This is a genomic window from Rhodococcus indonesiensis (assembly GCF_047782815.1).
Taxonomy (GTDB): domain Bacteria; phylum Actinomycetota; class Actinomycetes; order Mycobacteriales; family Mycobacteriaceae; genus Rhodococcus; species Rhodococcus indonesiensis.
The window spans coordinates 1,047,123-1,067,415 of record NZ_CP180630.1 but is presented as its reverse complement, the minus strand read 5'-3'; the positions used below and the strand labels follow the sequence as shown (position 1 = coordinate 1,067,415).

Below are 20,293 nucleotides of genomic sequence, written 5' to 3'. Positions count from 1 at the left end.
CGGCTTTGTGTGCGCCGTAGTCTGTGTCATTATGCGCGTCGTATACCACGAACAGATGACCGAGCTCGCCGATCTCCTCGGAGAGATGGCGGGCCTTGCGGGCCTTGCGATGGAGCGAGCCACCCAGGCCCTGCTCCAGGCGGATCTCGCGCTCGCCGAGACCGTGATCGGTGAGCACGACAAGATCACGGACCTGAGCACGCAGTGCGAGGAGAAGGCTTTCTCGCTGCTCGCCCTCCAGGCGCCGGTGGCCGGCGACCTGCGTTCCGTGGTCAGCGGCATCCAGATCGTCGCCGACATCGACCGGATGGGCGCGCTGGCCCTGCACGTCGCCAAGGCGACGCGGCGCCGGCACCCCAATCACGTTCTGCCCGAAGAGGTCAACGGCTACTTTGCCGAGATGGGCCGGATCGCGGTCTCGCTCGGGGCAGCGACCAAGGAGATCCTCGAGACGCGCGATCCCGAGCGGGCGGCCCGGCTGCACCAGGAGGACGAGGCGATGGACGATCTCCATCGTCACCTGTTCACGGTGCTGATGGACCGGGAGTGGAAGCACGGCGTGGCCGCGGCGGTGGACGTGACACTGCTGGGACGGTTCTACGAGCGGTTCGCCGACCACGCCGTCGAAGTGGGCCGTCGCGTGATCTTCCTGGTCACCGGAAAGCTCCCCACCGACGAGGACTTCCGGGCGATGCGCGAACGCGTCGACAAGCTCACGGTGTATCCGCAGGACCAGTGACGCATACGACGACAGGCCCCGCCCTCCGAGGGCGGGGCCTGTCGTCGTATGCGCGGTGCCGAGGTCGCGGTCGCACTCAGCCGAAGCGACCGGAGATGTAGTCCTCCGTGGCCTTCTGGGTGGGGTTGGAGAAGATCTTCTCGGTGTCGTCGATCTCGACGAGCCGGCCCGGCCTGCCGGTGGCCTCGAGGTTGAAGAACGCGGTCTGATCACTCACGCGCGCCGCCTGCTGCATGTTGTGCGTGACGATCACGATGGTGTAGTCCTGCTTCAGCTCGGCGATCAGATCCTCGATGGCGAGGGTGGAGATCGGGTCGAGAGCGGAGCACGGCTCGTCCATCAGCAACACCTCGGGCTGCACCGCAATGGCGCGGGCGATGCACAGGCGCTGCTGCTGACCACCGGACAGGCCGCCGCCGGGCTTGTCGAGACGGTCCTTGACCTCGTTCCACAGGTTCGCGCCGCGCAGCGATCGCTCGGCGATCTCGTCGAGCTTGTTCTTGTCGCGCACGCCCTGCAGTTTGAGGCCGGCGACGACGTTGTCGCGGATCGACATGGTGGGGAACGGGTTGGGGCGCTGGAACACCATGCCGATCGTCTTGCGGACGCCGACCGGGTCGACGGACGAGTCGTAGATGTCCTCGCCGTCGAGCAGCACGGAGCCCTCGACGCGGGCACCGGGGGTCACCTCGTGCATGCGGTTGAGCGAGCGCAACACGGTGGACTTGCCGCAGCCCGACGGTCCGATGAACGCGGTGACGTTGCGCGGCGGCACGGCCAGCGTCACGTCGGCGACGGCGTGGAACTTGCCGTAGAAGATGTTGACGTCCTTGAGGTCCAGACGCTTGGCCATTACCGGCTCCCTACTGGTGTATCGAAATCGGAGGGTGTGTGCATGAGGAGGCCTACTTGGTCCGCACCTGGGAGTAGTGGCCGATCACCTTGGCGACGATGTTGAGGATCGCGATGACGAGGATGAGCGTGAGGGCAGCGCCCCAGATCCGCATCGTGCCCGCGTCGGTCGGGTTGTTCATCTCCGCCACCATGACGCCGGGCAGGCTGCCCATCTCGCCGCCGAACAGGTTGAAGTTGATGAACGGCGCGTAGCCCACGAGGATCAGCAACGGCGCGGTCTCGCCCATGACGCGTGCCAGGGCCAGCATGACGCCGGTGATGATGCCCGGCAGCGCGGTCGGGATCACGATGCGCGCGATGGTCTTCCACTTGGGCACGCCGAGGGCGTAGGAGGCCTCGCGCAGGTCCTGCGGCACGATCCGCAGCATCTCCTCGGTGCTGCGCACCACCACGGGAACCATGAGCAGGACCAGCGCCAGGGACACCGCGAAGGCGGACTTCGGGAATCCGAACGTGGCGATCCACAGGGCGTAGATGAACAGTGCGGCGACGATGGAGGGGACGCCGCTGAGGATGTCCACCATGAAGGTGGTGATCCTGCCCAGTCGCGTGCCGGCGCCGTACTCCACGAGGTAGATCGCCACGAAGATGCCGATCGGGATGGAGATGACCGCGCACACCAGGCCCTGCAGCAGGGTTCCGACGAGGGCGTGGTAGATGCCGCCGCCCATCGCGGACGCGGACAACCCGCTCAGGGAGTTCGTGAACCAGGTGGCGCTCGTCAGGGCGGGAATACCCTTGGCGATCACGGTGATCAGCACCCATGCCAGCGGCACGAGCGCGACCAGCACCGACACGGTGACCAGAACGGTGGCGGTGAGATCCGAGGCGCGCCGGCGGGCGCCGACGCCCCGGAAGGTGGGGCCCTTGACCGGCGTCTCGAGGAGTGTGGTCGTCATGGCTTCAGTCCTTCTTTCCTGCGACGACCGCACGCGCCGCGGCGTTGACCACGAAGGTCAGCACGAAGAGCACCAGACCCGCGGCGATGTAGGCACCGGCCTGGATGTCGTTGTTGAACTCGGCGTATCCCAGGGCGATCTTCGAGGCGATGGTGGCGCCGCCGTCGAACAGCGACCACGAGAACGGCTGCGACGTGGTCCGCAGGATCAGGTACAGCGCCATGGTCTCACCGAGGGCGCGACCGAGACCGAGCATCGAACCGCTGATGTAGCCCGACTTGCCGAACGGGATGACCGTGGTCCTGACGACCTCCCAGCGGGTGGCGCCGAGGGCGAGCGCCGCCTCGATGTGGGGAGTCGGCGTCTGCACGAACACCTCCCGGCTCACCGCGGCGATGGTCGGCAGGATCATCACGGCGAGCACGATGCCCGCGGTGAAGATCGTGCCGCCACCGAGAATCGAGCCCGAACCGGAGGCGAACAGCGGGAACCAGCCCAGACTTTCGTTGAGCCACGTCGCCAGCGGGCGGATCGCCGGGGCCAGGACGAGCAGGCCCCACAGGCCGTAGACGATGGACGGCACGGCGGCGAGCAGATCGATGACGTAGGCCAGGGGCTTCTTCAGGCGCGCGGGACAGTACGAGGTGAGGAAGATCGCGATGCCGAGGGCGACCGGCATCGCGAGGACCAGCGCGAAGAACGACACCAGCACGGTCACCTGGAACAGGTCGAGGACACCGAACGACATCTCGGCGATGTCCTGAGTGACCCATTCGCGGCTGGTGAGGAAGTTGACGGTGTTGCGCTGCAGCGCCGGCACCGCGCGCCAGACGAGGAACACCCCGATGGCCGCGATGATCAGCGAGATGAGGACAGCGGACCCGGAGGCCAGCGAACTGAAGATCCGGTCGCCCGGTCTGGTCAGCGGTTTGCTGTCGCCGCGCGCTGGGGTGGTAATCGTGGCCTCCGGGATGTTGCCGTGCGGACCGCCCGCCCCGGGTCCGGCGTCGTCGCCGGACCCGGGAGTGCGAGGTGCGGATTTGGTGGGCGCGTCACTCATCTGCGCTCGCGATCTCTCTCTGCTCGTGATTGACGGTACGGTCCGCGGCGCTCATCGGCTAGGCGATGGCGTTGATCGACTCGGTGAGCCTCGCCTTGAAGGACTCGGGCAGCGGCACGTAGCCCTGCTCGGCGAGACCCTCCTGGCCTTCGTTGGCGGCGCTGACGAGGAACGACTTCACGGCAGCCGAGGTGTCGGCGTCGTAGCCGGCCGAGCACACGATCTCGTAGGTGGCGAGCATGATCGGGTAGGCACCCTCCTGCGTCGTCCCGAAGATCGAGCTCAGGTCGAGCGTCAGATCGCCTTCACCGGTGGGCGCGAAGGTCGCGGCCTCGATGGCCTTGCCGGCGGACTCGTCGGTCAGCTCCACCGCGCCGGATCCGTTGTCGATCCGAGCCATGGTCAGGCCGTTCTGGTCGGCGAAGGACTTCTCGACGTAGGTGATCGAGCCGGGCGCGCTGGCGACGGCCTGGGCGACACCGGCGGATCCCTTGGCGCCTTCGCCGATACCGCCGGTGAAGTCGGAGCCGGCTCCGGTGGTCCAGGCACCGTTCGAGGCGGCCTCGAGGTACTTCTGGAAGTTGTCGGTGGTGCCCGACGAGTCGGAGCGCACGATCGGGGTGATGGCCGAATCCGGAAGGCTCACACCCTCGTTGAGGGCGGCGATGGCCGGATCGTTCCACTGCTTGATGGTGCCGTTGAAGATCTTGGCGACGGTCTCGCCGTTCAGCACGAGATTGTCGACGCCGTCGACGTTGTACGCGATGGCGACCGGACCGAAGACCAGCGGCAGGTTCCATGCGGGGTTGCCGGCGCACCGCTCGGCGGCCTGGGCGGCCTGCTCGGCCTTGATGGCGGAGTCGGAGCCGGCGAAGTCGATCTGGTTCGCGATGAACTGGGTGCGTCCGTCACCGGAACCCGACGGGTTGTAGGCGACGTTGACGTTCTTGCCCTTCTCCTGGCAGACCGCGATGTAGGTGGACACGAACTGGTCCATCGCGTTCTTCTGCGCGGACGACCCGGCGGCGGACAGCGTCTCCTTGCCCTCACACGTCGCAGCCGAGGCGGACGCGTCCACGTCCGTCGAGGCGGCGTTGTTGTCACTGCCGCATGCGGCCAGGGTGAGGGCACCTGCAGCCACCACACCGAGCAGGGCGCCATTGCGCTTGAGGTTCACTCGTTCTCCTCCGGAACTCGCACGCCCGCGACACGGGCGGCGGCATCAGGCGCGGGGCGATCCCGGCGCCGGACCGGCATGCTGCGGCCCGTAATGGAAAGTTAATGAGGACGGGTTGACGGTTGGACGCCCGAAGATGAACGCGGCGTGAACGCGAAAAGTACACCTGCAGTCCGTATGGTCGACGTCACACGACGACGGGACGGGCGCGCGCGGTACGTGCTGCGTTCACGCGCCGACGTAGGCGAGGTCGACGTGGAATCGCTCGAACCCGAGCCGGCCGTAGGTGTGCAGGGCGGCGGTGTTGTCACCTTCGACGTACAGCAGCACCGCACCGAGGTCGCGCTCCTGCAGGTACCGCAACCCGGCGAGGGTGAGCAGCCGGCCGAGACCGCGCCCCTGAGCTCCGGGATCGATACCGACCACGTACACCTCGCCGATCGCCGGCTGGTCCGCCGTGGCGGCGTGCACCTTCGTCCAGTGGAAGCCGAGGAGCCGGTCCGGATCCTGCTCGTCGAAGGCGAGGAACACCCCCTCCGGGTCGAACCAGGACTCGCTGCGGCGCTGCGCGATGTCGCGCTCCGTCCACCGGCCCTGCTCGGGATGCCAGGCGAACGCAGCCGCGTTGACCCGCAGCAGTTCCGCATCGTCCTCGGGTCCCCGGTACGTCCGCAGGAGCAGACCGTCGGGGACCTGCAGGGCCGGCAGTTCGGGCTCCCCGAGGGGGCGCCGCAGCTGCAGGAGTTCGCGGACCGGCGTCAGACCGAGCCGCGCCGCGAGCGCCCGGGCGGCCTCGAGGTTGCCGTGCGCCCACACCCGGGTGCCGGCACCTCCGGTCTCGAGTGCGGCGGCGACGAGCCGCGACCCCACACCGTGCCGGCGGTGCGGCGGATCGACGACCACCTCGGCCATCGCCGGGTGCTCCCCGTGGCCGGGGACCAGGTTGGCGTAGCCGACGATCGCGGTGTCCTCGGTGGCCACCAGGTGCTGCTCGTCACCGTCGCCGGTGAGAGAGTGCAGCACCTGCTCGGACACCGGGGCCGTTCCGTCGGCGGCGTGCGCGCGGGCGACGAGCGCTCGCACCTCGGCGGCCTGCTCGGCGGACAGTCGACTGACGAATTCCACGACGGCGAGCCTAGTCGGCGAACTCGACGTCCTCGAATTCGACGCTGGCTGAGCCGCCCTTCCCGGTCTTGGTGGTGGGACGCACCGCCTTGTAGCCGACGTTGCGGACCGTCCCGATCAGGGACTCGTATTCGGGACCGAGCTTGGCGCGCAGGCGCCGCACGTGCACGTCGACGGTGCGGGTACCACCGAAGAAGTCGTAACCCCACACTTCCTGCAGCAGCTGCGCGCGGGTGAAGACCCGGCCGGCGTGCTGTGCGAGGTACTTGAGGAGCTCGAACTCCTTGTACGTCAAGTCGAGGGGACGGCCGCGCAGCCGGGCGGTGTAGGTGCCCTCGTCGATCGAGAGCTCCCCGAGTGTGATCTTGCCGCTGTTCTCGGGGCCGGCCGCACCGCCGGACCGGCCGACCAGCAGTCGCAGGCGCGCGTCCAGCTCGGCCGGTCCGGTGGTGGTGAGCAGGATGTCGTCCAGCCCCCACTCCGGGTTCACTGCCACCAGGCCCCCCTCGGTGAGCACGGCGACGACCGGGATCGCCGATCCGGTGCTGCCCAGCAACCGGCACAGGCCGCGGGCCGCAGCCAGGTCGGTGCGAGCATCGACGATCGCGATGTCCGCGGAGCCCGCCTCGAGGAGCGACGACACCTCGGTCGGCGCCGGACGCACCGAGTGCGCGAGCAGCGACAGCGAAGGCAGGACCGCCTCCGGGTCGGGATCGGAGGTCAGCAGCAACAGCTCCACCGTGCCTCCATTCTTCGCGCGCTGCGCGAAACTCGTGTGAACGACGCGCTACAGATTAGCGCCACGAGGGCGTTCACCGGGCAACCGCGCTCGGGAAGCGGTGCGAGCCGTCCGTCACAATGGTGCGGTGCGCAAACTCATCCTCGCTCTCGTGACGCTCGTCGGAGTCGCGCTCCTGATCGATTTCGGCGCCGCGGCGTGGTCCGAGTACCGGGTCTCACGGGCGCTGCGGGAGGGTGGTGCGCTGACGGCGGATCCGGCGGTGACCATCCACGGGTTCCCGTTCCTGACCCAGGCCCGGTCCGGCCACTACGAGAACGTCGAGATCCGGGCGCAGGGTGTGCCCAGTGGGACGCTCGGTGACATCACGATCGAGGCCAACCTGATCGGTGCTCACGCGGACGCGGGCGAACTGCTCGACGGCTCGATCCGCACGGTGCCGGTGGATCTGCTGTACGGGCGCGTGATGATCGACGCGACCGAGCTCGGTCAGCTCTACGGCATTCCCGACCTGCAGGTGTCCGCTCCCCCGGCCGACAAGTCCGACGGCACGGGCGGGTCCGGTGGCTCCGGTCGCACCACCGCGGGCGGGGTCGTCCTCACCGGCACGGTTCCGGTCGGCCCGGTCTCCGCGGAGGTCAGTGTGCAGGCGAACCTGCTGCTCGAGGGCGACACGGTGCGCATCGTGGCGTCGGACCTGTACTTCGGCCCGGAGGGACAGGCGGACTTCACCGTCCCGGATCTGCTGAAGCCGACGGTGCTGGGTCTGTTCACCACCACGATCGAACCCCAGAACCTGCCGTTCGGAGTGCGCCCGACCGCGGTCGAGGCCCGCGGCTCGACGATTGTGATCGAGGGTGAGGCGCACCAGACCACGATCGATCTCGAGGAGGTGCAGCGCCTGTGACCGCTGTCGTCGTCCTGCTGGTGGTGGTGGCTGCCGCCCTGATCATCGGGACCGTCCTGCGGGCCCGCGAAGGCAAGGTCCGCGTCGTCGATCCGGCCCCGGCCCCGGCGTCGGGGCCGGATCCCCTCCTGGCCGCGGTGGGGGTGGGCACCGGCGATGCGCCGGTGGTGCTGCACTTCTCCGCGGACTGGTGTGGACCGTGCGCCGCGGTGCGCCGGGTCGTCGCTCAGGTGGTCGCCGACCTCGCAGCCACCGGCGACGGGTTGCCCGCACCCCGCGACCTCGAACTGGACATCGACGAGAACCCGCAGCTGGCAAGGGAACTCGGTGTGCTGTCGTTGCCGACGACGTTCCTGTTCGACGCCGCCGGCACCGAGAGGTACCGGGTGTCGGGGGTGCCGGCCGCGGCCGACCTGCGGGCCGCGCTGGTGCCGCTGCGCACCCCCGCGGACCCGATCCGCCGAGACGTCGACTAAGCTGCCTGCCGTGTCGACCCGCCGAGAGCTCATGCTCACCCGACGCCGCACAGTCGATCTGTGCCGCCTCGGCGGCTTCTGCTGTACCTGCTGCTGATCACCCCGGCCGAGACGTCCGACCGTCTCCGCGGCATCCGCCGCCCTCGCCGGTGTGGTCCCCGCGGTTGTCACCGCGCCGGTCCGCCCTCACGCGTCCCCTCCCAGCAGGAGTACCACCCATGCCCACCACCACCGCCACCACCCGCCGGAGCCCGCAGGTAGACGTCCGCGGCCCCCGGTTCGCGGCGTGGATCACCACCGCCGTTCTCGTCGTCGTCCTGGTCGTCGCGTCGGTCTCGACCACGGTGGCCGGCGTACTGCTCGCCGTCCAGACCGTGGTGTTCGCGGCCGGCGCGGCCCTGGGGCCGCGCCGCAGCCCCTACGGCCTGCTCTTCGCGCGGTTCGTCGCGCCCCGGTCGGGCGCGCCCACCGAGACCGAACCCGTCGCCCCGTTGCGGTTCGCGCAGCTCGTGGGGTTCGTGTTCGCCGCCGTGGGGACCTTCGGTTTCCTCCTCGGCGCCGACCTGACCGGGCTGGTCGCCACCGGCTTCGCGCTGTTCGCCGCGCTGCTCAACGCCGCGTTCGGGGTGTGCCTCGGTTGCCGGATCTATCCGCTCGTGGCCCGTTTCCGGACCGTCGCCGCCTGACCACCTCCCCCCGCACCGTTCCACTCGACGCGAGAGTGTCACAGCACCGAAAGGAAACTCCATGGCTCGCTCCGACGTCCTGGTCTCAGCAGACTGGGCAGAGCAGAACCTCCACGCACCGAAGACCGTGTTCATCGAGGTCGACGAGGACACCGCCGCCTACGACGGTGGGCACATCGAAGGTGCGATCAAGCTCGACTGGCGCAAGGACCTGCAGGACGGGGTCCGTCGCGACTTCCTGAACCGGGAGCAGTTCTCCGCCCTGTTGTCCGCGAAGGGCGTCGCCGACGACGACACCGTCGTGCTCTACGGCGGCAACAACAACTGGTTCGCCGCCTACGCGTACTGGTACTTCAAGTTCTACGGGCACCGGGACGTCAAGCTCCTCGACGGCGGCCGCAAGAAGTGGGAGCTCGACGGGCGCCCGCTGTCCAAGGACGAGGTCACCCGCCCGGCCACCGAGTACAAGGCGCAGGAGCCGGACCACTCGATCCGCGCCTTCCGCGACGAGGTGATCGACGCGATCGGCACCAAGAACATCATCGACGTCCGCTCCCCCGACGAGTTCTCCGGCAGGATCCTCGCCCCGGCGCACCTGCCGCAGGAGCAGGCCCAGCAGCGCGGCCACGTCCCGGGTGCGATCAACATCCCGTGGAGCACCACCGCCAACGAGGACGGCACCTTCAAGGCGGACGACGACCTCGAGGCCCTCTACCGGGCCAAGGGGTTCGACGACAGCCGCGAGACCATCGCCTACTGCCGGATCGGTGAGCGCTCGAGCCACACCTGGTTCGTCCTGCAGGAAATCCTCGGCAAGAAGAACGTCAAGAACTACGACGGCAGCTGGGTCGAATACGGCTCGCTCGTCGGAGCCCCGATCGAGTTGGAGGTTCGCTGACCATGTGTGGTGCACCCGTTCAGTCCCAGACCCTGCCCGCCGGCGTGGACGTCGAGAAGGAGACGGTTCTGACCGGCCGTGTCGTCGACACCGACGGCCAGCCGGTCGGCGGCGCCTTCGTGCGCCTGCTCGACGGCACCGGTGAGTTCACCGCCGAGGTCGTCGCCTCCGGCACCGGTGACTTCCGGTTCTTCGCCGCGCCCGGCGACTGGAAGGTCCGCGCGCTGTCCGGCCGCGGCAACGGTGACGTCGTCGTGAGCCCGACGGCCCCCGGCGTCCACCACGTCGAGGTCACGGTCGCGAAGTAGGACCGATCCGGCGGGGCCCGTTCCCTTCGTGGGAACGGGCCCCGCCGTCGTTCGTCAGTTCTGCGGTTGTCCGCTCGCCCGTTCGGCTTCGGCGAGCGCGACGATCCAGTCGACGATCCGCTCACTGTCGGAGTACCAGGGATCGTGCGGGTTCGTGTTCCAGTAGCCGATGTGCTGGACGAAGCCCAGCAGGATGTACGGCTCGACGAACAGGTCGACGATGCCGCTGTTGTCGTCGGCGAAACCGGCCCCCTCGGCGCGCAACTTCTCCAGCACGATCGGCCGGCCCGGCCCGACGGCCCAGTCGCGGATCTCCCGCAGCCGTTCGGGGCTCACGTCGGCGCTCGGATCCACCGGGTAGGTCTTGTCGACGACCTTGCGCAGCACGTCGAGGAGGGATTCGTCGGACTGCCACCAGTCGTCCCGGGTGACGATGTGCGCGGCGGCGCGGGCCGCCGTCACCGCCACCGTGCGTCCCAGGTCGTCGACGGTCTGCATCGGGTTCGTCAGGGTGAACCGCATCTGCCCGAGCATGCCGAGGGCCAGTTCGAGGACCGCGATGTCCTCGGGAGCGTCGCACGCCACGTCGTAGCGCCGGCACGAGTACACCACCCGGTCGGCCAGCGCCCCGTAGTCGGCGGGCCCGGAGGACATGAATCCGCCGCCGCGCGGACCGGCCCCGCCGAGCGAGTCGGCACCCGCGGGACGGTAGGGGTCACCGACGAGGACCACCCCGGCGATGTCGTCCGGTGCGACATGGGCGTCGTCGGGCCGGTGCCCGAGTTCGCGGGTCACCCGTTCGATCACCTCGGCGCCGACGCTGTATCCGACGAGCGCGAACCGGGTGCGCTCCCCGCACGCGCTCTTACGTTCGTCGAGGATGCGGTTGGTGGACGCGACACCCGCCGCCACCGAATCCTGATAGGTGGGCACGTCCTCGAACAGGCCGAGACCGTAGGTGGCCGGGTACGGGACGTACATCCAGCCGATCGTGCCCGGGCGGTCCGCGGTGGCCTCACCGGCGGGGACCGTCACGTTGCCGACCCAGTTCGACCACAGCTGACGCGACTCCTCGACCACAGGGTCGCGGTCGGCCTCGGAGTCGGTGGCGCCGGAGACCGCCACGATCAGCAGGTCGGGGCACTCGAGTGCGTAGTTGTCGGGATGGACGGCGGACCCGGACGAACCGCTGTTCGACCCCGCCCCGGGGACGGCGGCCGCGTCGGGCGGGGTCAGGGACAGGGCCACGAGGACCGCGGCGACCGGCAGCAGCAGACGGATGGAGCGCACACGACCTCCGAATCGGGCTTTCCGGGCGAAAGGGCCCGCCCGGCCCCGTGCACGGTACTATCCCGCGCGCCGCGTCGCGCGCCCGGAGGGGACGTCGGTTTCCGCGCTTTCGGGACGCCGTCTAGGATATGGCCGTGGTCATCTTCTTCGAAGCTCTCCTTGTCCTGGCGGCCGTGCTCATCACGTGGTTCGCGGTGTACGTCCTCTACCGTCTGGTGACCGATCAGCCGTGAGTGCCGAGTCCGGTGAGGAACGGGAAGTCGTCCGCGGTAGCGGCGACAAGGCCGTCGCCGATGCCCTCGAACGGGCGAAGGCGACTGCCGACAAGAACGTCCCGATCCTGAGCGGCCTGCCCGTCCCCGAGGACACCGCGAATCTGCGCCTCGGCCCGGACATGCATCCGGAGCTGCTGGCGCTGCTGCCCATGGTGGGTGTGTGGCGGGGTGAAGGCGAGGGTAACGACCCCCGCACCGGCGATTACCGCTTCGGCCAGCAGATCGTGGTCACCCACGACGGCGGCAACTACCTCGTGTGGGAGGCCCGTTCGTGGCGCCTCGACGAGGAGGGCGCCTACAGCGGTCCGGATCGCCGGGAGAGCGGCTTCTGGCGGGTCGCCGGCACCGGCGCGCCCGGCAGCGAGGATCCGGAAACCCTCGAGCTGCTCCTGAACCACAGCTCCGGCGTCGTCGAGCTGTACTACGGCACTGCTCTGACCCAGTCGTCCTGGGAACTGGCGACCGACGTGGTGATCCGCAGCCAGTCCGGCGAGGTGGTCGGCGGCGCCAAGCGCCTGTACGGCATCGTCGAGGGCGGCGACCTCGCCTACGTCGAGGAACGGGTCACCGCGGACGGGGACCTGCAGCCGCACATGTCCGCGCGGCTCGCTCGCTACATCGGTTGATCTTCCCGGGTTGATCCCCGCGCCGGGGAATCCGCACCGTTGCCGGGCTCGTCGTCCGGATCCGGCACGGCCCGGGTGATCACGACGGGCTCCGGAGCGGGCCGCTGCTCGGCGGCCTCGAGTTCCTCGGCGGTGCGCACCCGGCTCCACTGCCGGGTCACCGGTTCGGCCCGCTCCCCGAGGTCGTCGCGGATCCCCCTGACGAGGCTGTACATCATCACGAAGCCGATCACGAAGAACGGCAATCCGATCACCGTGATGACCTGCTGCAGCGCGTCGAGACCGTCCTTCCCGGTGGCCACGAGCATGGTCGCGGCGACGAGCCCCATCAGGACCGCCCAGAACAGGCGCTGGTGCAGCGGCACCCGTCCCTCGTTGCCGGCGGCCATCATGTCCAGGACCATCGCGGCGGAGTCGACCGAGGTGATGAAGAAGATCACCACGATCACCACGGCGAAGAGCGACATGACGCCGGCCCACGGGAAGTTGCCGAGGAACTCGAACAGGGCGCCGGGGATGTCGCCGTCGCCGACGACCCGGTCGGCGAGACCACCCGAGCCGTTCAGCTCGATGTCGAACGAGGCCATTCCGAACACGCTGAACCAGATCACCGAGAACAGCACCGGCAGTCCGAGCACGCCGGCGACGAACTCACGGATGGTGCGGCCACGCGAGATGCGGGCGATGAAGATCCCGACGAACGGCGCCCACGTGATGGTCCACGCCCAGTAGAAGACGGTCCAGGTGTTCTGCCAGCCGGTGTCGCCGAACGTGTCGTTCCAGAACGCGAGCCGCGGCAGCATGCTCCCGTAGATGCCGACGGACTCGATCATGCCCTTGAGCAGGAACAGGCTGGGTCCGGTGACGAGGACGAAGGCCAGCAGGGCGACGGCCATGCCGATGTTGAGGTTCGACAGCCGCTTGATGCCGCGATCGAGACCGAGCGCCACCGAGGTTCCCGCCGCCACGGTGACCACCGCGATCAGGACGATCTGGACGAGACCGTTCTCGGGGAGGCCGAACAGCTCGGCCAGACCCGCGTTGACCTGTAGAGTCCCCAGCCCCACCGACGTGGCCACGCCGAACACGGTGCCCACGATCGCGATCACGTCGATGGTCTTGCCGATCGGACCGTAGATCCGGCCACCGAGAATCGGGGCGAAGATGGAACTGACCCGGGGTGGCAGCTTCCGCTTGTAGATGAAGTACCCGAAGCACAGGCCGGGGAGCGCGAAGATCGTCCAGGTGTGCAACCCGAAGTGGTAGAGCGTGAAGCCGATGGCCTCGGTGGCGGCGGCCGCGGACCCCGGTTCGACGTCCTGCATCGGCGGGTTCGCGAAATGGGAGATCGGTTCGGCCACGCCCCAGAACATCAGGATCGTGCCGATGCCGGCGGCGAACAGCATTCCGAACCACGCCGGGGTGGAGTGTTCGGGCCGGTCGTCGTCGCCGCCGAGCCGCACCCGGCCGTAGTGCGTGAACGCGAGGCCGACCAGGAAGACCAGGAAGGTGGACACCCCCAGGATGTAGAACCAGCCCAGGTTCGTCATGATCCAGCCCGAGACGGAGCTGAACAGGTTGTCGACAGCCGTGGTGAACGCGATCGTCACGACGACGAACACGAGGGCGATCAGCGCCGAGACGAAGAACACCCCGGGCGACGTACGAAGGCGCAACAGGCCGTGGGCTCGCTCGAGCATGAGGACACCCTTTCGTTCCGGTGGCGAGGTGTACGTGACGCCTACCGCGAACAGGGGTACCCCGAACCGCGCGTCCACACACCGTGCCGGACACGCAAACGGCCCCCGAGCCGTTCTCCGCGGACGCCTGGTCGGCGGATTCCGGTCGGACGGACCGGATGGCTCGGGGGCCGGGTGACTGCGTGGTATTCGCCGGCCGCTGCGCGGTCGACAATCCCGTCGTCGATGACAGCGGCTAGCGCGCAGCCACCTCACGTGTCCGATACTTCAATTCAGACCACCTCCTTTCTCGTGTACGCCCGAAAGTACGCGCCGCTCAGACCGCGGGCAACGAATTTTTCCTCAGGCGAACGACGAGGTCGGCCGCGGTGTCGCCGGGCAGCTGGTGGGTGACCACGACGACGGTGCGCTCGGGTGCGACGAAGCCGGCGTCCCGGTTCAGCAGCAGTCGTTGCAGCTGTGCGCCGTCCGCGGCGTCGAGGTGCTCGGTGGGTTCGTCGAGCAGCAGCACCCGTGCGGGGGACACCAGGGCCCGAGCGAGCAGCAACCGGCGCCGCTGGCCGCCGGAGACGGCGCGCGCACCGCCGACGAGCGTGCTGTGCAGCCCTTCGGGCAGGCCGGCCACCCACTCCCCCAGCCCGACGTCGCCGAGCACGTCCAGCGCCTCGGCCTCGGTGAGGTCGCCGCGGGCCACCCGCAGGTTCTCGAGCACGGACGTCTCGAACAGGTGGGCGTCCTCGGCGAAGAATCCCACCGTCCGCCGCAGGGCTGCCGGCTCGAGTTCGGCGAGCGGCACACCGTCGAGGGTGACCGTCCCGGCGACGGGCTCGAGCAGCCCCGCGAGGGTCATCAGCGTGCTGGTCTTGCCGCTTCCGCTGCTCCCGACGACGGCGACGCGCGCGCCGGGTGGCAGATCGAGCGTGAGAGGCCCGGAGTCGGGGCCACCGGGCCAGCCGCTGCGCAGGTCGGCGGCACGCAGGTGGCACGGTTCTGCGACGGGCCGGGCGCCGTGCGGCACCGGCCGATCGGCACGGTCGAGCAGGTCGACGATGCGGTGGGCCGCGATCCGGGCGCGGGTGAGGGTGACGGCAGCGCCGGGCAGCGCCGCGGTGGCTTCGAACGCGGACAGGGGCAGCAGCACGAGGATCCCGAGGGACATCGGACTCGCACCCCCGTCGGCGAAGAGCGTGATGCCGACGAGCAACGCCCCGAGAACGCTCGCACCGACGGAGAGCGGGACGGCGGCTTCCGCGTACGCCGCGGGGACGGCCGCGCGGTCGGTGGCCCGCACCGCGTCCACACCGGCGCGGCGGGCCCGGCCGACGGCCTGCGGGAGCAGGCCCACTACCCGCAGTTCTGCGGCGTGGTCGAGTGCGGTGACCGCGTCGCGGGAGAACCGGAGGCGGGCGGCCGCACTGTCGGCTTCGGCGCGGGCCGCGGCACGGGCGGACACCCAGGGCGCCGCGAGGCCTGTGACGAGCAACGCGACGGCGAGGATCGCCGCGGCGGGTGGGGAGATCAGCGCGAGCCAGCCGACGGCGGCGAGTCCGAGGACCACGGCGACGGCGATGGGCACCAGCGCCCGCACCACCACGTCCCCAAGGGCGTCGACGTCGGCCCCGGTGCGGGCGAGCAGGTCCCCGCGGCGCAGGCCGGCGGAGGCCACCGGGTCGCCGTCGGCGAGGCGCCGGTAGACCCGGGTGCGGGCGGCGGTGGTTCCCCGCAGGGCGGTGTCGTGGCTCGCGATTCGCTCGAGGTAGCGGAACAGCCCGCGGGAGATGCCCAGGGCCCGGACGGCGACGACGGCGACCGTCAGGTCGAGCACCGGGGGCATCTGCCACGCCCGGATGATCAGCCAGGCCGACAGGCCGGCGAGCGCGAGGGCACTGCCCAAGGTGGCGACGCCGGCGGCGACGGCGGCGGCGACCCGCCCGGGGCGCAGTTCGAGCAGCGCCATGGCGCGGCGCAGGTCGTTCATCACCGCTCCCCCGTGCCGGAGGCCGGGTCGCAGTGGGAGACGACTGGGACGACGGAGTCGGAGACGACTGGGACGACGGAGTCGGAGACGACCGGGATGACGGAGTCGGCGATCGCCAGGATGCTGGGGCGGTGCGCCACGATCACCACGGTGCGTCCGCGACGCGCCAGTTCCCGCACCGTCGCCAGAACCGTGGCCTCGGTTGCGTCGTCGAGGTGGGCGGTGGGCTCGTCCAGCAGCAGCACGGACCGGTCCGCGGCAAGGGTGCGGACGAGGGCGAGCCGTTGCCGCTGCCCGAGCGACAGTCCGCTGCCCTCGGCGCCGACGACGGTGTCCCAGCCGCTGGGTAACGCATCGAGCACTTCGTCGAATCCTGTTGCCGCACAAATATCTTCGAGCCCGTCGGTGGTGGGGTCCACGCCGGTGAGGCGCAAGTTGTCCGCCAGCGTGCCGGGCAGCAGCACGGGCCGCTGGGGCAGCCATGCCACCTGCTCCCACCACGCGTCGTCGGCCGTCACGGGACGGCCACCGGCCTCGACGCGCCCTTCCGCCGGCTCCGCGAGACCGAGGACGGCGAGCAGGGCCGTCGACTTGCCGGAACCGTTCGCCCCGGTCAGCACGGTCACGGCACCCGGCCGGCACACGGCATCGAGCCGGTACGGGGCGTATCCGTCGCGGCTCGCGACACTCAGACCCGACAACGTCAGTTCGGCCGAGGTCGCATCGAATCCGGCACCGGCGGTGTCCGACGGGGCGGCAGACGCACGGTCGAGGATCGCGAAGGCGCGTTCGGCGGCCGCCTTGCCGTCCTCGGCGGCGTGGAACTTCGCGCCCACCGTACGCAGCGGCAGGTACGCCTCGGGGGCGAGGATCAGCGCGACGATGCCCGCCTCGAGTGCCATGTCCCCGTAGACGAGGCGCAGACCGATCCCGACCGCGATCAGCGCGACGGACAGGGTGGCGAGCCATTCGAGCACCGTCCCGGACAGGAACGCCACGCGCAGCGCCGACATGGTGGTGCGTCGGTGGTCGTCGCCGAGCTCGCGTACCTTCTGCGCCGGGCCCTGTTCCCGGCCGAGTGCACGCAGCGTGGGCAGACCGGCGATCAGGTCGAGCAGTTGAGCCGAGAGCGTCGTCATGGTCCGCAGCGTGCGGTCGGCCCGGCCCTTGGTCAGCAGTCCGATGAGGATCATGAACGCCGGGATGAGCGGCAGTGTCACGACGACGATGATCGCCGAGGTGAGGTCCTGGAACGCGATGACCACCACGGTGATCGGGGTGAGTGTGACGGCGAGCAGCAGTGCCGGCACGTATCCGGTGAGGTACTCCGACAGCCCACCGAGCCCGCGGGTGAGCACCGTGGCGATCTCGTCGCGGCGTGGTTCGAGTTCCCGCGGCGGCAACCGGGTCGCCGCCGCGAGCACCTCGTGCTCGAGTTCGGCGACGACCCGGCTCGCCGAACGGTGCGCGAACCGGGACTGCACCCACGTGACCAGGGTGCGCACGGTGACGGCCCCGGCCAGGACCAGCAATTCGGTCCGCCATTCCCCGAGTTCCGTGGTGCCGGTGGTGAGCACCCCCGCGAGGACCGCGCCGATCGCGAGTGCGGACACGACGATCATCGCGACGTCGATCGCGGCCGTGACGAGGGCGAGCGCCAGATAGCCGCGTGCTGTGGCGGAGTAGCGCCACAGCCGCGGGTCGATCGGCCCGCGATGCCGGGGCACATCCGCCGCTCCGGGAACGGAGCCGAACGGACGCACCGCGGCGTCGGCGGGCGCGGTCATTTCGCCCCGAGCGACAGGCCGATGGACTTCGGGATGTGCTTGGTGGAGATGCGCTGACGGAACACCCAGTACGTCCAGCCCTGGTAGATCAGGACCACCGGCGTGACGATCACCGCCGCCCATGTCATGACCTTCAGTGTGTACGGACTCGACGACGCGTTCTCGATCGTCAGCGACAGGGTGTCGCCGAGTGTGGACGGCATGACGTTCGGGAACAGCGAACCGAACAGCAGGACGACGGTGCCGACGATGGCGACGGTGGTGAACACGAAGGCCCACCCTTCGCGTTCCGCGCGCGTGAGAGCGACGACGGCGAGCAGCGCGGCCGCCGCGGCGCCGACGAGGAGCCACGTCCAGGTCTTGCCGTAGGCGAGTTGCGTCCACAGCACGAAGGCGCCGGCCACGACGACCGCCGGAACGGCAAGACGGGCGGCGAGGGTCACGGCGTCCTCGCGCACCTCGTCGGCGGACTTCAGGGCGATGAAGACCGCGCCGTGCAGCGCGAACACGAGTGCGGTGGTGGCACCACCGAGCAGGGCGTACGGGTTCAGCAGGTCGAAGAAGCCGCCGATGTACTGCTTGTTCTCGTCGATCGCGACGCCGCGGACGATGTTCGCGAACGCCACGCCCCACAACACGGCCGGCACCCAGGAGCCGAAGACGATGCCCCAGTCGCAGCGCCGCCGCCAGGTGGGGTCGTCGATCTTGCCGCGGTACTCGATCGCCACGACCCGGACGATGAGACCGAGCAGGATCAGCAGCAGCGGCAGGTAGAACCCGGAGAACAGGGTGGCGTACCACTCGGGGAACGCGGCGAACATCGCGCCGCCCGCGGTCAGCAACCACACCTCGTTGCCGTCCCACACCGGCCCGATGGTGTTGAGCAGCACCCGCCGGCGGGTATCGGCCGTCTCGGTGCGGCCACGTCCGAGCACCGGCATCAGCATGCCGACACCGAAGTCGAAGCCCTCGAGCACGAAGTACCCGGTGAACAGCACCGCGATCAGGACGAACCAGACCTCTTGAAGTCCCATGACCGATCTCCTAGTACGCGAAGGACAGCTGCTTGGGCCGGCCGGTGTCGTCGGGTTCGTCGTCGTGCTCACCCGGCGGGTGGGCGTCGTGCGGCAGCGGGCCCTCGATGGTGTACCGCCGGATCAGCCAGAACCACACGACGCCGAGCGCGCCGTAGACGACGGTGAACGCCACCAGCGAGGCGATCACCATGCCGGCCGAGTTGTTCGACACGCCCTGGTCGACGGTGAGCCGGATCATGTCCACGCCGGTCGGATTGGGGTGCACGACCCACGGCTGGCGGCCCATCTCGGTGAAGATCCAGCCGGCGCTGTTGGCCAGGAACGGCGTGGGAATGGCGAGGATGCTCAGCCGCCCGAACCACTTCTGATCGGGGACGCGGCCGCGGCGGGTCACCCACAGCCCGGCGACGGCCAGCGCGGCCGACCCGGCGGCCAGGCCGATCATGGCGCGGAACGACCAGTAGGTGACGAACAGGTTGGGGCGGTAGTTGCCGGGGCCGAACTGCTGCTCGTACTGGTCCTGCAGGTCTTCGACACCCTGCAGGGTGACGTCGGTGAACTCGCCCTGCGCGAGGTACGGCAGCACGTACGGCACCTCGAGGACATGGATGACACCGTCGCAGTTGTTGTGCGTACCGATCGTCAGGACCGAGAACTTGGGGTCGGTCTCGGTGTGGCACAACGACTCCGCGGACGCCATCTTCATCGGCTGCTGTTCGAACATGAGCTTCGCCTGGATGTCGCCGCTGACGAAGAGCGCGACACCGGAGACGATCATCACGAGCATGCCGAGCCGGGCGGCGGGCCGGAACATGCCGCGGGCCTCGCCTTCGAGCCGGTCGGCTTCGACCGGCTCGGCTTGCGCGGCGCGGCGCATGTTGCGCACCATCCACCAGCCGGCGATGCCCGCGACGAACGTGCCGGCGGTGAGGAACGCCCCGGCGACGGTGTGCGGGAATGCTGCGAGCGCGGTGTTGTTGGTCAGCAGTTCCCAGATGCTCGTCAGCTCGGCACGCCCGGTCTCGGGGTTGTACGTCGCGCCGACGGGGTGCTGCATGAACGAGTTGGCCGAGATGATGAAGTACGCGGAGGCGTTCACGCCGATCGCGACCAGCCAGATCGTCGCCAGGTGGACCAGTTTCGGCAGCCGCCCCCAGCCGAAGATCCACAGGCCGAGGAAGGTCGATTCGAGGAAGAACGCCACCAGGCCCTCGAGCGCCAGCGGGGCGCCGAAGACGTCCCCGACGAAGCGGGAGTATTCGCTCCAGTTCATGCCGAACTGGAATTCCTGGACGATGCCGGTGGCCACGCCGAGGGCGAAGTTGATGAGGAAGAGCTTGCCGAAGAACTTCGTCAGGCGGTACCAGTGGTCCTTCTTCGTGACCACCCACATGGTCTGCATGATCGCGATGAGCGGGGCGAGACCGATGGTCAGCGGGACGAGGATGAAGTGATAGACGGTGGTGATGCCGAACTGCCACCGGGACAGGTCCAACACATCCATGGCTACTCCGAGGTGACGCCCAGGGACAGGCTCCGAGTCCGGGGCGCGGGCTCGGGGCCTCGGACTCTGTGCACAAGGGACCATCCGCCGCACGCGTCGGCGACCTTGTTACTACCCACAGTAGTAGAGGTGGACAGGACCGTCGACGGTGTCGACCGACACATCCC

Annotated in this window: 19 protein-coding genes; 7 read left to right on the top strand and 12 right to left on the bottom strand. The window is 69.5% G+C overall.

Annotated elements, in window-relative coordinates:
* Window positions 1–31 precede the first annotated feature (31 nt).
* Complete coding sequence (gene phoU / locus ACM26Y_RS04990; protein WP_040782189.1) at window positions 32–739, top strand: phosphate signaling complex protein PhoU; 708 nt, start codon at window positions 32–34, stop codon at window positions 737–739.
* Between the two features lie 76 nt (window positions 740–815).
* Here phoU and pstB read toward each other — a convergent pair whose 3' ends face one another.
* The 6 genes from pstB to ACM26Y_RS04960 all read right to left on the bottom strand — a co-directional run bounded on the left by pstB (window position 816) and on the right by ACM26Y_RS04960 (window position 6,654).
* The gene (gene pstB / locus ACM26Y_RS04985) at window positions 816–1,592 is read right to left on the bottom strand and encodes a phosphate ABC transporter ATP-binding protein PstB (RefSeq protein WP_003936505.1); all 777 of its coding nucleotides are present in this window, start codon (window positions 1,590–1,592) and stop codon (window positions 816–818) included.
* 52 nt (window positions 1,593–1,644) lie between these two features.
* Window positions 1,645–2,553: a phosphate ABC transporter permease PstA gene (gene pstA / locus ACM26Y_RS04980; protein ID WP_003936506.1), complete on the bottom strand. Its 909-nt coding sequence runs from the start codon at window positions 2,551–2,553 to the stop codon at window positions 1,645–1,647.
* A gap of 4 nt (window positions 2,554–2,557) precedes the next feature.
* On the bottom strand, window positions 2,558–3,613 hold the full coding sequence (gene pstC / locus ACM26Y_RS04975; protein ID WP_003936507.1) for a phosphate ABC transporter permease subunit PstC: 1,056 nt from the start codon (window positions 3,611–3,613) through the stop codon (window positions 2,558–2,560).
* 58 nt (window positions 3,614–3,671) lie between these two features.
* Window positions 3,672–4,790: a phosphate ABC transporter substrate-binding protein PstS gene (gene pstS / locus ACM26Y_RS04970; protein ID WP_003936508.1), complete on the bottom strand. Its 1,119-nt coding sequence runs from the start codon at window positions 4,788–4,790 to the stop codon at window positions 3,672–3,674.
* 228 nt (window positions 4,791–5,018) lie between these two features.
* Window positions 5,019–5,915, bottom strand: coding sequence for a mycothiol synthase (gene mshD, locus ACM26Y_RS04965; RefSeq protein WP_416062809.1), 897 nt, complete (start codon window positions 5,913–5,915; stop codon window positions 5,019–5,021).
* 10 nt (window positions 5,916–5,925) lie between these two features.
* Window positions 5,926–6,654 carry a winged-helix domain-containing protein gene (locus ACM26Y_RS04960; protein ID WP_054371123.1) on the bottom strand — a complete coding sequence of 243 codons (729 nt, stop codon included), beginning with the start codon at window positions 6,652–6,654 and terminating at the stop codon, window positions 5,926–5,928.
* 127 nt (window positions 6,655–6,781) lie between these two features.
* Between ACM26Y_RS04960 and ACM26Y_RS04955 the strand changes: the two genes are divergently transcribed.
* From ACM26Y_RS04955 to ACM26Y_RS04935, 5 genes are all read left to right on the top strand, one after another.
* Complete coding sequence (locus tag ACM26Y_RS04955; protein ID WP_003936511.1) at window positions 6,782–7,561, top strand: LmeA family phospholipid-binding protein; 780 nt, start codon at window positions 6,782–6,784, stop codon at window positions 7,559–7,561.
* Window positions 7,558–8,037 carry a thioredoxin family protein gene (locus tag ACM26Y_RS04950; RefSeq protein ID WP_048772577.1) on the top strand — a complete coding sequence of 160 codons (480 nt, stop codon included), beginning with the start codon at window positions 7,558–7,560 and terminating at the stop codon, window positions 8,035–8,037. Before ACM26Y_RS04955 ends, ACM26Y_RS04950 begins: the two co-directional genes overlap by 4 nt.
* A 218-nt stretch (window positions 8,038–8,255) precedes the next feature.
* On the top strand, window positions 8,256–8,723 hold the full coding sequence (locus ACM26Y_RS04945) for a DUF4395 domain-containing protein (protein WP_416062808.1): 468 nt from the start codon (window positions 8,256–8,258) through the stop codon (window positions 8,721–8,723).
* Between the two features lie 61 nt (window positions 8,724–8,784).
* Window positions 8,785–9,621 carry a sulfurtransferase gene (locus ACM26Y_RS04940; RefSeq protein WP_416062807.1) on the top strand — a complete coding sequence of 279 codons (837 nt, stop codon included), beginning with the start codon at window positions 8,785–8,787 and terminating at the stop codon, window positions 9,619–9,621.
* A 2-nt stretch (window positions 9,622–9,623) separates the two neighbouring features.
* Window positions 9,624–9,929: a DUF1416 domain-containing protein gene (locus ACM26Y_RS04935; protein WP_003936515.1), complete on the top strand. Its 306-nt coding sequence runs from the start codon at window positions 9,624–9,626 to the stop codon at window positions 9,927–9,929.
* Window positions 9,930–9,983: 54 nt separating this feature from the next.
* On the opposite strand, the gene ACM26Y_RS04930 is transcribed toward ACM26Y_RS04935, so the two are convergent.
* Complete coding sequence (locus ACM26Y_RS04930; protein WP_416062806.1) at window positions 9,984–11,219, bottom strand: cutinase family protein; 1,236 nt, start codon at window positions 11,217–11,219, stop codon at window positions 9,984–9,986.
* A gap of 229 nt (window positions 11,220–11,448) precedes the next feature.
* Between ACM26Y_RS04930 and ACM26Y_RS04925 the strand changes: the two genes are divergently transcribed.
* Complete coding sequence (locus tag ACM26Y_RS04925) at window positions 11,449–12,120, top strand: FABP family protein (RefSeq protein ID WP_003936518.1); 672 nt, start codon at window positions 11,449–11,451, stop codon at window positions 12,118–12,120.
* On the opposite strand, the gene ACM26Y_RS04920 is transcribed toward ACM26Y_RS04925, so the two are convergent.
* The 5 genes from ACM26Y_RS04920 to ACM26Y_RS04900 all read right to left on the bottom strand — a co-directional run bounded on the left by ACM26Y_RS04920 (window position 12,108) and on the right by ACM26Y_RS04900 (window position 20,126).
* Window positions 12,108–13,820: a BCCT family transporter gene (locus ACM26Y_RS04920; RefSeq protein ID WP_416062805.1), complete on the bottom strand. Its 1,713-nt coding sequence runs from the start codon at window positions 13,818–13,820 to the stop codon at window positions 12,108–12,110. The genes ACM26Y_RS04925 and ACM26Y_RS04920 overlap by 13 nt on opposite strands.
* Window positions 13,821–14,136: 316 nt before the next feature.
* Window positions 14,137–15,798 (bottom strand): thiol reductant ABC exporter subunit CydC, encoded by a 1,662-nt coding sequence (gene cydC / locus ACM26Y_RS04915; protein ID WP_416062804.1) that lies wholly within the window; start codon window positions 15,796–15,798, stop codon window positions 14,137–14,139.
* On the bottom strand, window positions 15,798–17,585 hold the full coding sequence (gene cydD / locus ACM26Y_RS04910; protein WP_416062803.1) for a thiol reductant ABC exporter subunit CydD: 1,788 nt from the start codon (window positions 17,583–17,585) through the stop codon (window positions 15,798–15,800). Before cydD ends, cydC begins: the two co-directional genes overlap by 1 nt.
* A complete protein-coding gene (cydB, locus tag ACM26Y_RS04905; protein WP_289378170.1) occupies window positions 17,582–18,619 on the bottom strand; it encodes a cytochrome d ubiquinol oxidase subunit II in 1,038 nt (345 codons plus the stop codon). Before cydB ends, cydD begins: the two co-directional genes overlap by 4 nt.
* A gap of 10 nt (window positions 18,620–18,629) precedes the next feature.
* Window positions 18,630–20,126 (bottom strand): cytochrome ubiquinol oxidase subunit I, encoded by a 1,497-nt coding sequence (locus ACM26Y_RS04900; protein WP_003936523.1) that lies wholly within the window; start codon window positions 20,124–20,126, stop codon window positions 18,630–18,632.
* Between the last annotated feature and the right edge of the window lie 167 nt (window positions 20,127–20,293).

What these genes read in the sequence shown, in the direction of transcription:
- phoU (WP_040782189.1), top strand. Translation starts at nt 32, where the DNA reads ATGCGCGTCGTATACCACGAACAGATGACCGAGCTCGCCGATCTCCTC.
- pstB (WP_003936505.1), bottom strand. Translation starts at nt 1,592, where the DNA reads ATGGCCAAGCGTCTGGACCTCAAGGACGTCAACATCTTCTACGGCAAG.
- pstA (WP_003936506.1), bottom strand. Translation starts at nt 2,553, where the DNA reads ATGACGACCACACTCCTCGAGACGCCGGTCAAGGGCCCCACCTTCCGG.
- pstC (WP_003936507.1), bottom strand. Translation starts at nt 3,613, where the DNA reads ATGAGTGACGCGCCCACCAAATCCGCACCTCGCACTCCCGGGTCCGGC.
- ACM26Y_RS04945 (WP_416062808.1), top strand. Translation starts at nt 8,256, where the DNA reads ATGCCCACCACCACCGCCACCACCCGCCGGAGCCCGCAGGTAGACGTC.
- ACM26Y_RS04940 (WP_416062807.1), top strand. Translation starts at nt 8,785, where the DNA reads ATGGCTCGCTCCGACGTCCTGGTCTCAGCAGACTGGGCAGAGCAGAAC.
- ACM26Y_RS04935 (WP_003936515.1), top strand. Translation starts at nt 9,624, where the DNA reads ATGTGTGGTGCACCCGTTCAGTCCCAGACCCTGCCCGCCGGCGTGGAC.
- ACM26Y_RS04920 (WP_416062805.1), bottom strand. Translation starts at nt 13,820, where the DNA reads ATGCTCGAGCGAGCCCACGGCCTGTTGCGCCTTCGTACGTCGCCCGGG.
- cydC (WP_416062804.1), bottom strand. Translation starts at nt 15,798, where the DNA reads ATGAACGACCTGCGCCGCGCCATGGCGCTGCTCGAACTGCGCCCCGGG.
- cydD (WP_416062803.1), bottom strand. Translation starts at nt 17,585, where the DNA reads ATGACCGCGCCCGCCGACGCCGCGGTGCGTCCGTTCGGCTCCGTTCCC.
- cydB (WP_289378170.1), bottom strand. Translation starts at nt 18,619, where the DNA reads ATGGGACTTCAAGAGGTCTGGTTCGTCCTGATCGCGGTGCTGTTCACC.
- ACM26Y_RS04900 (WP_003936523.1), bottom strand. Translation starts at nt 20,126, where the DNA reads ATGGATGTGTTGGACCTGTCCCGGTGGCAGTTCGGCATCACCACCGTC.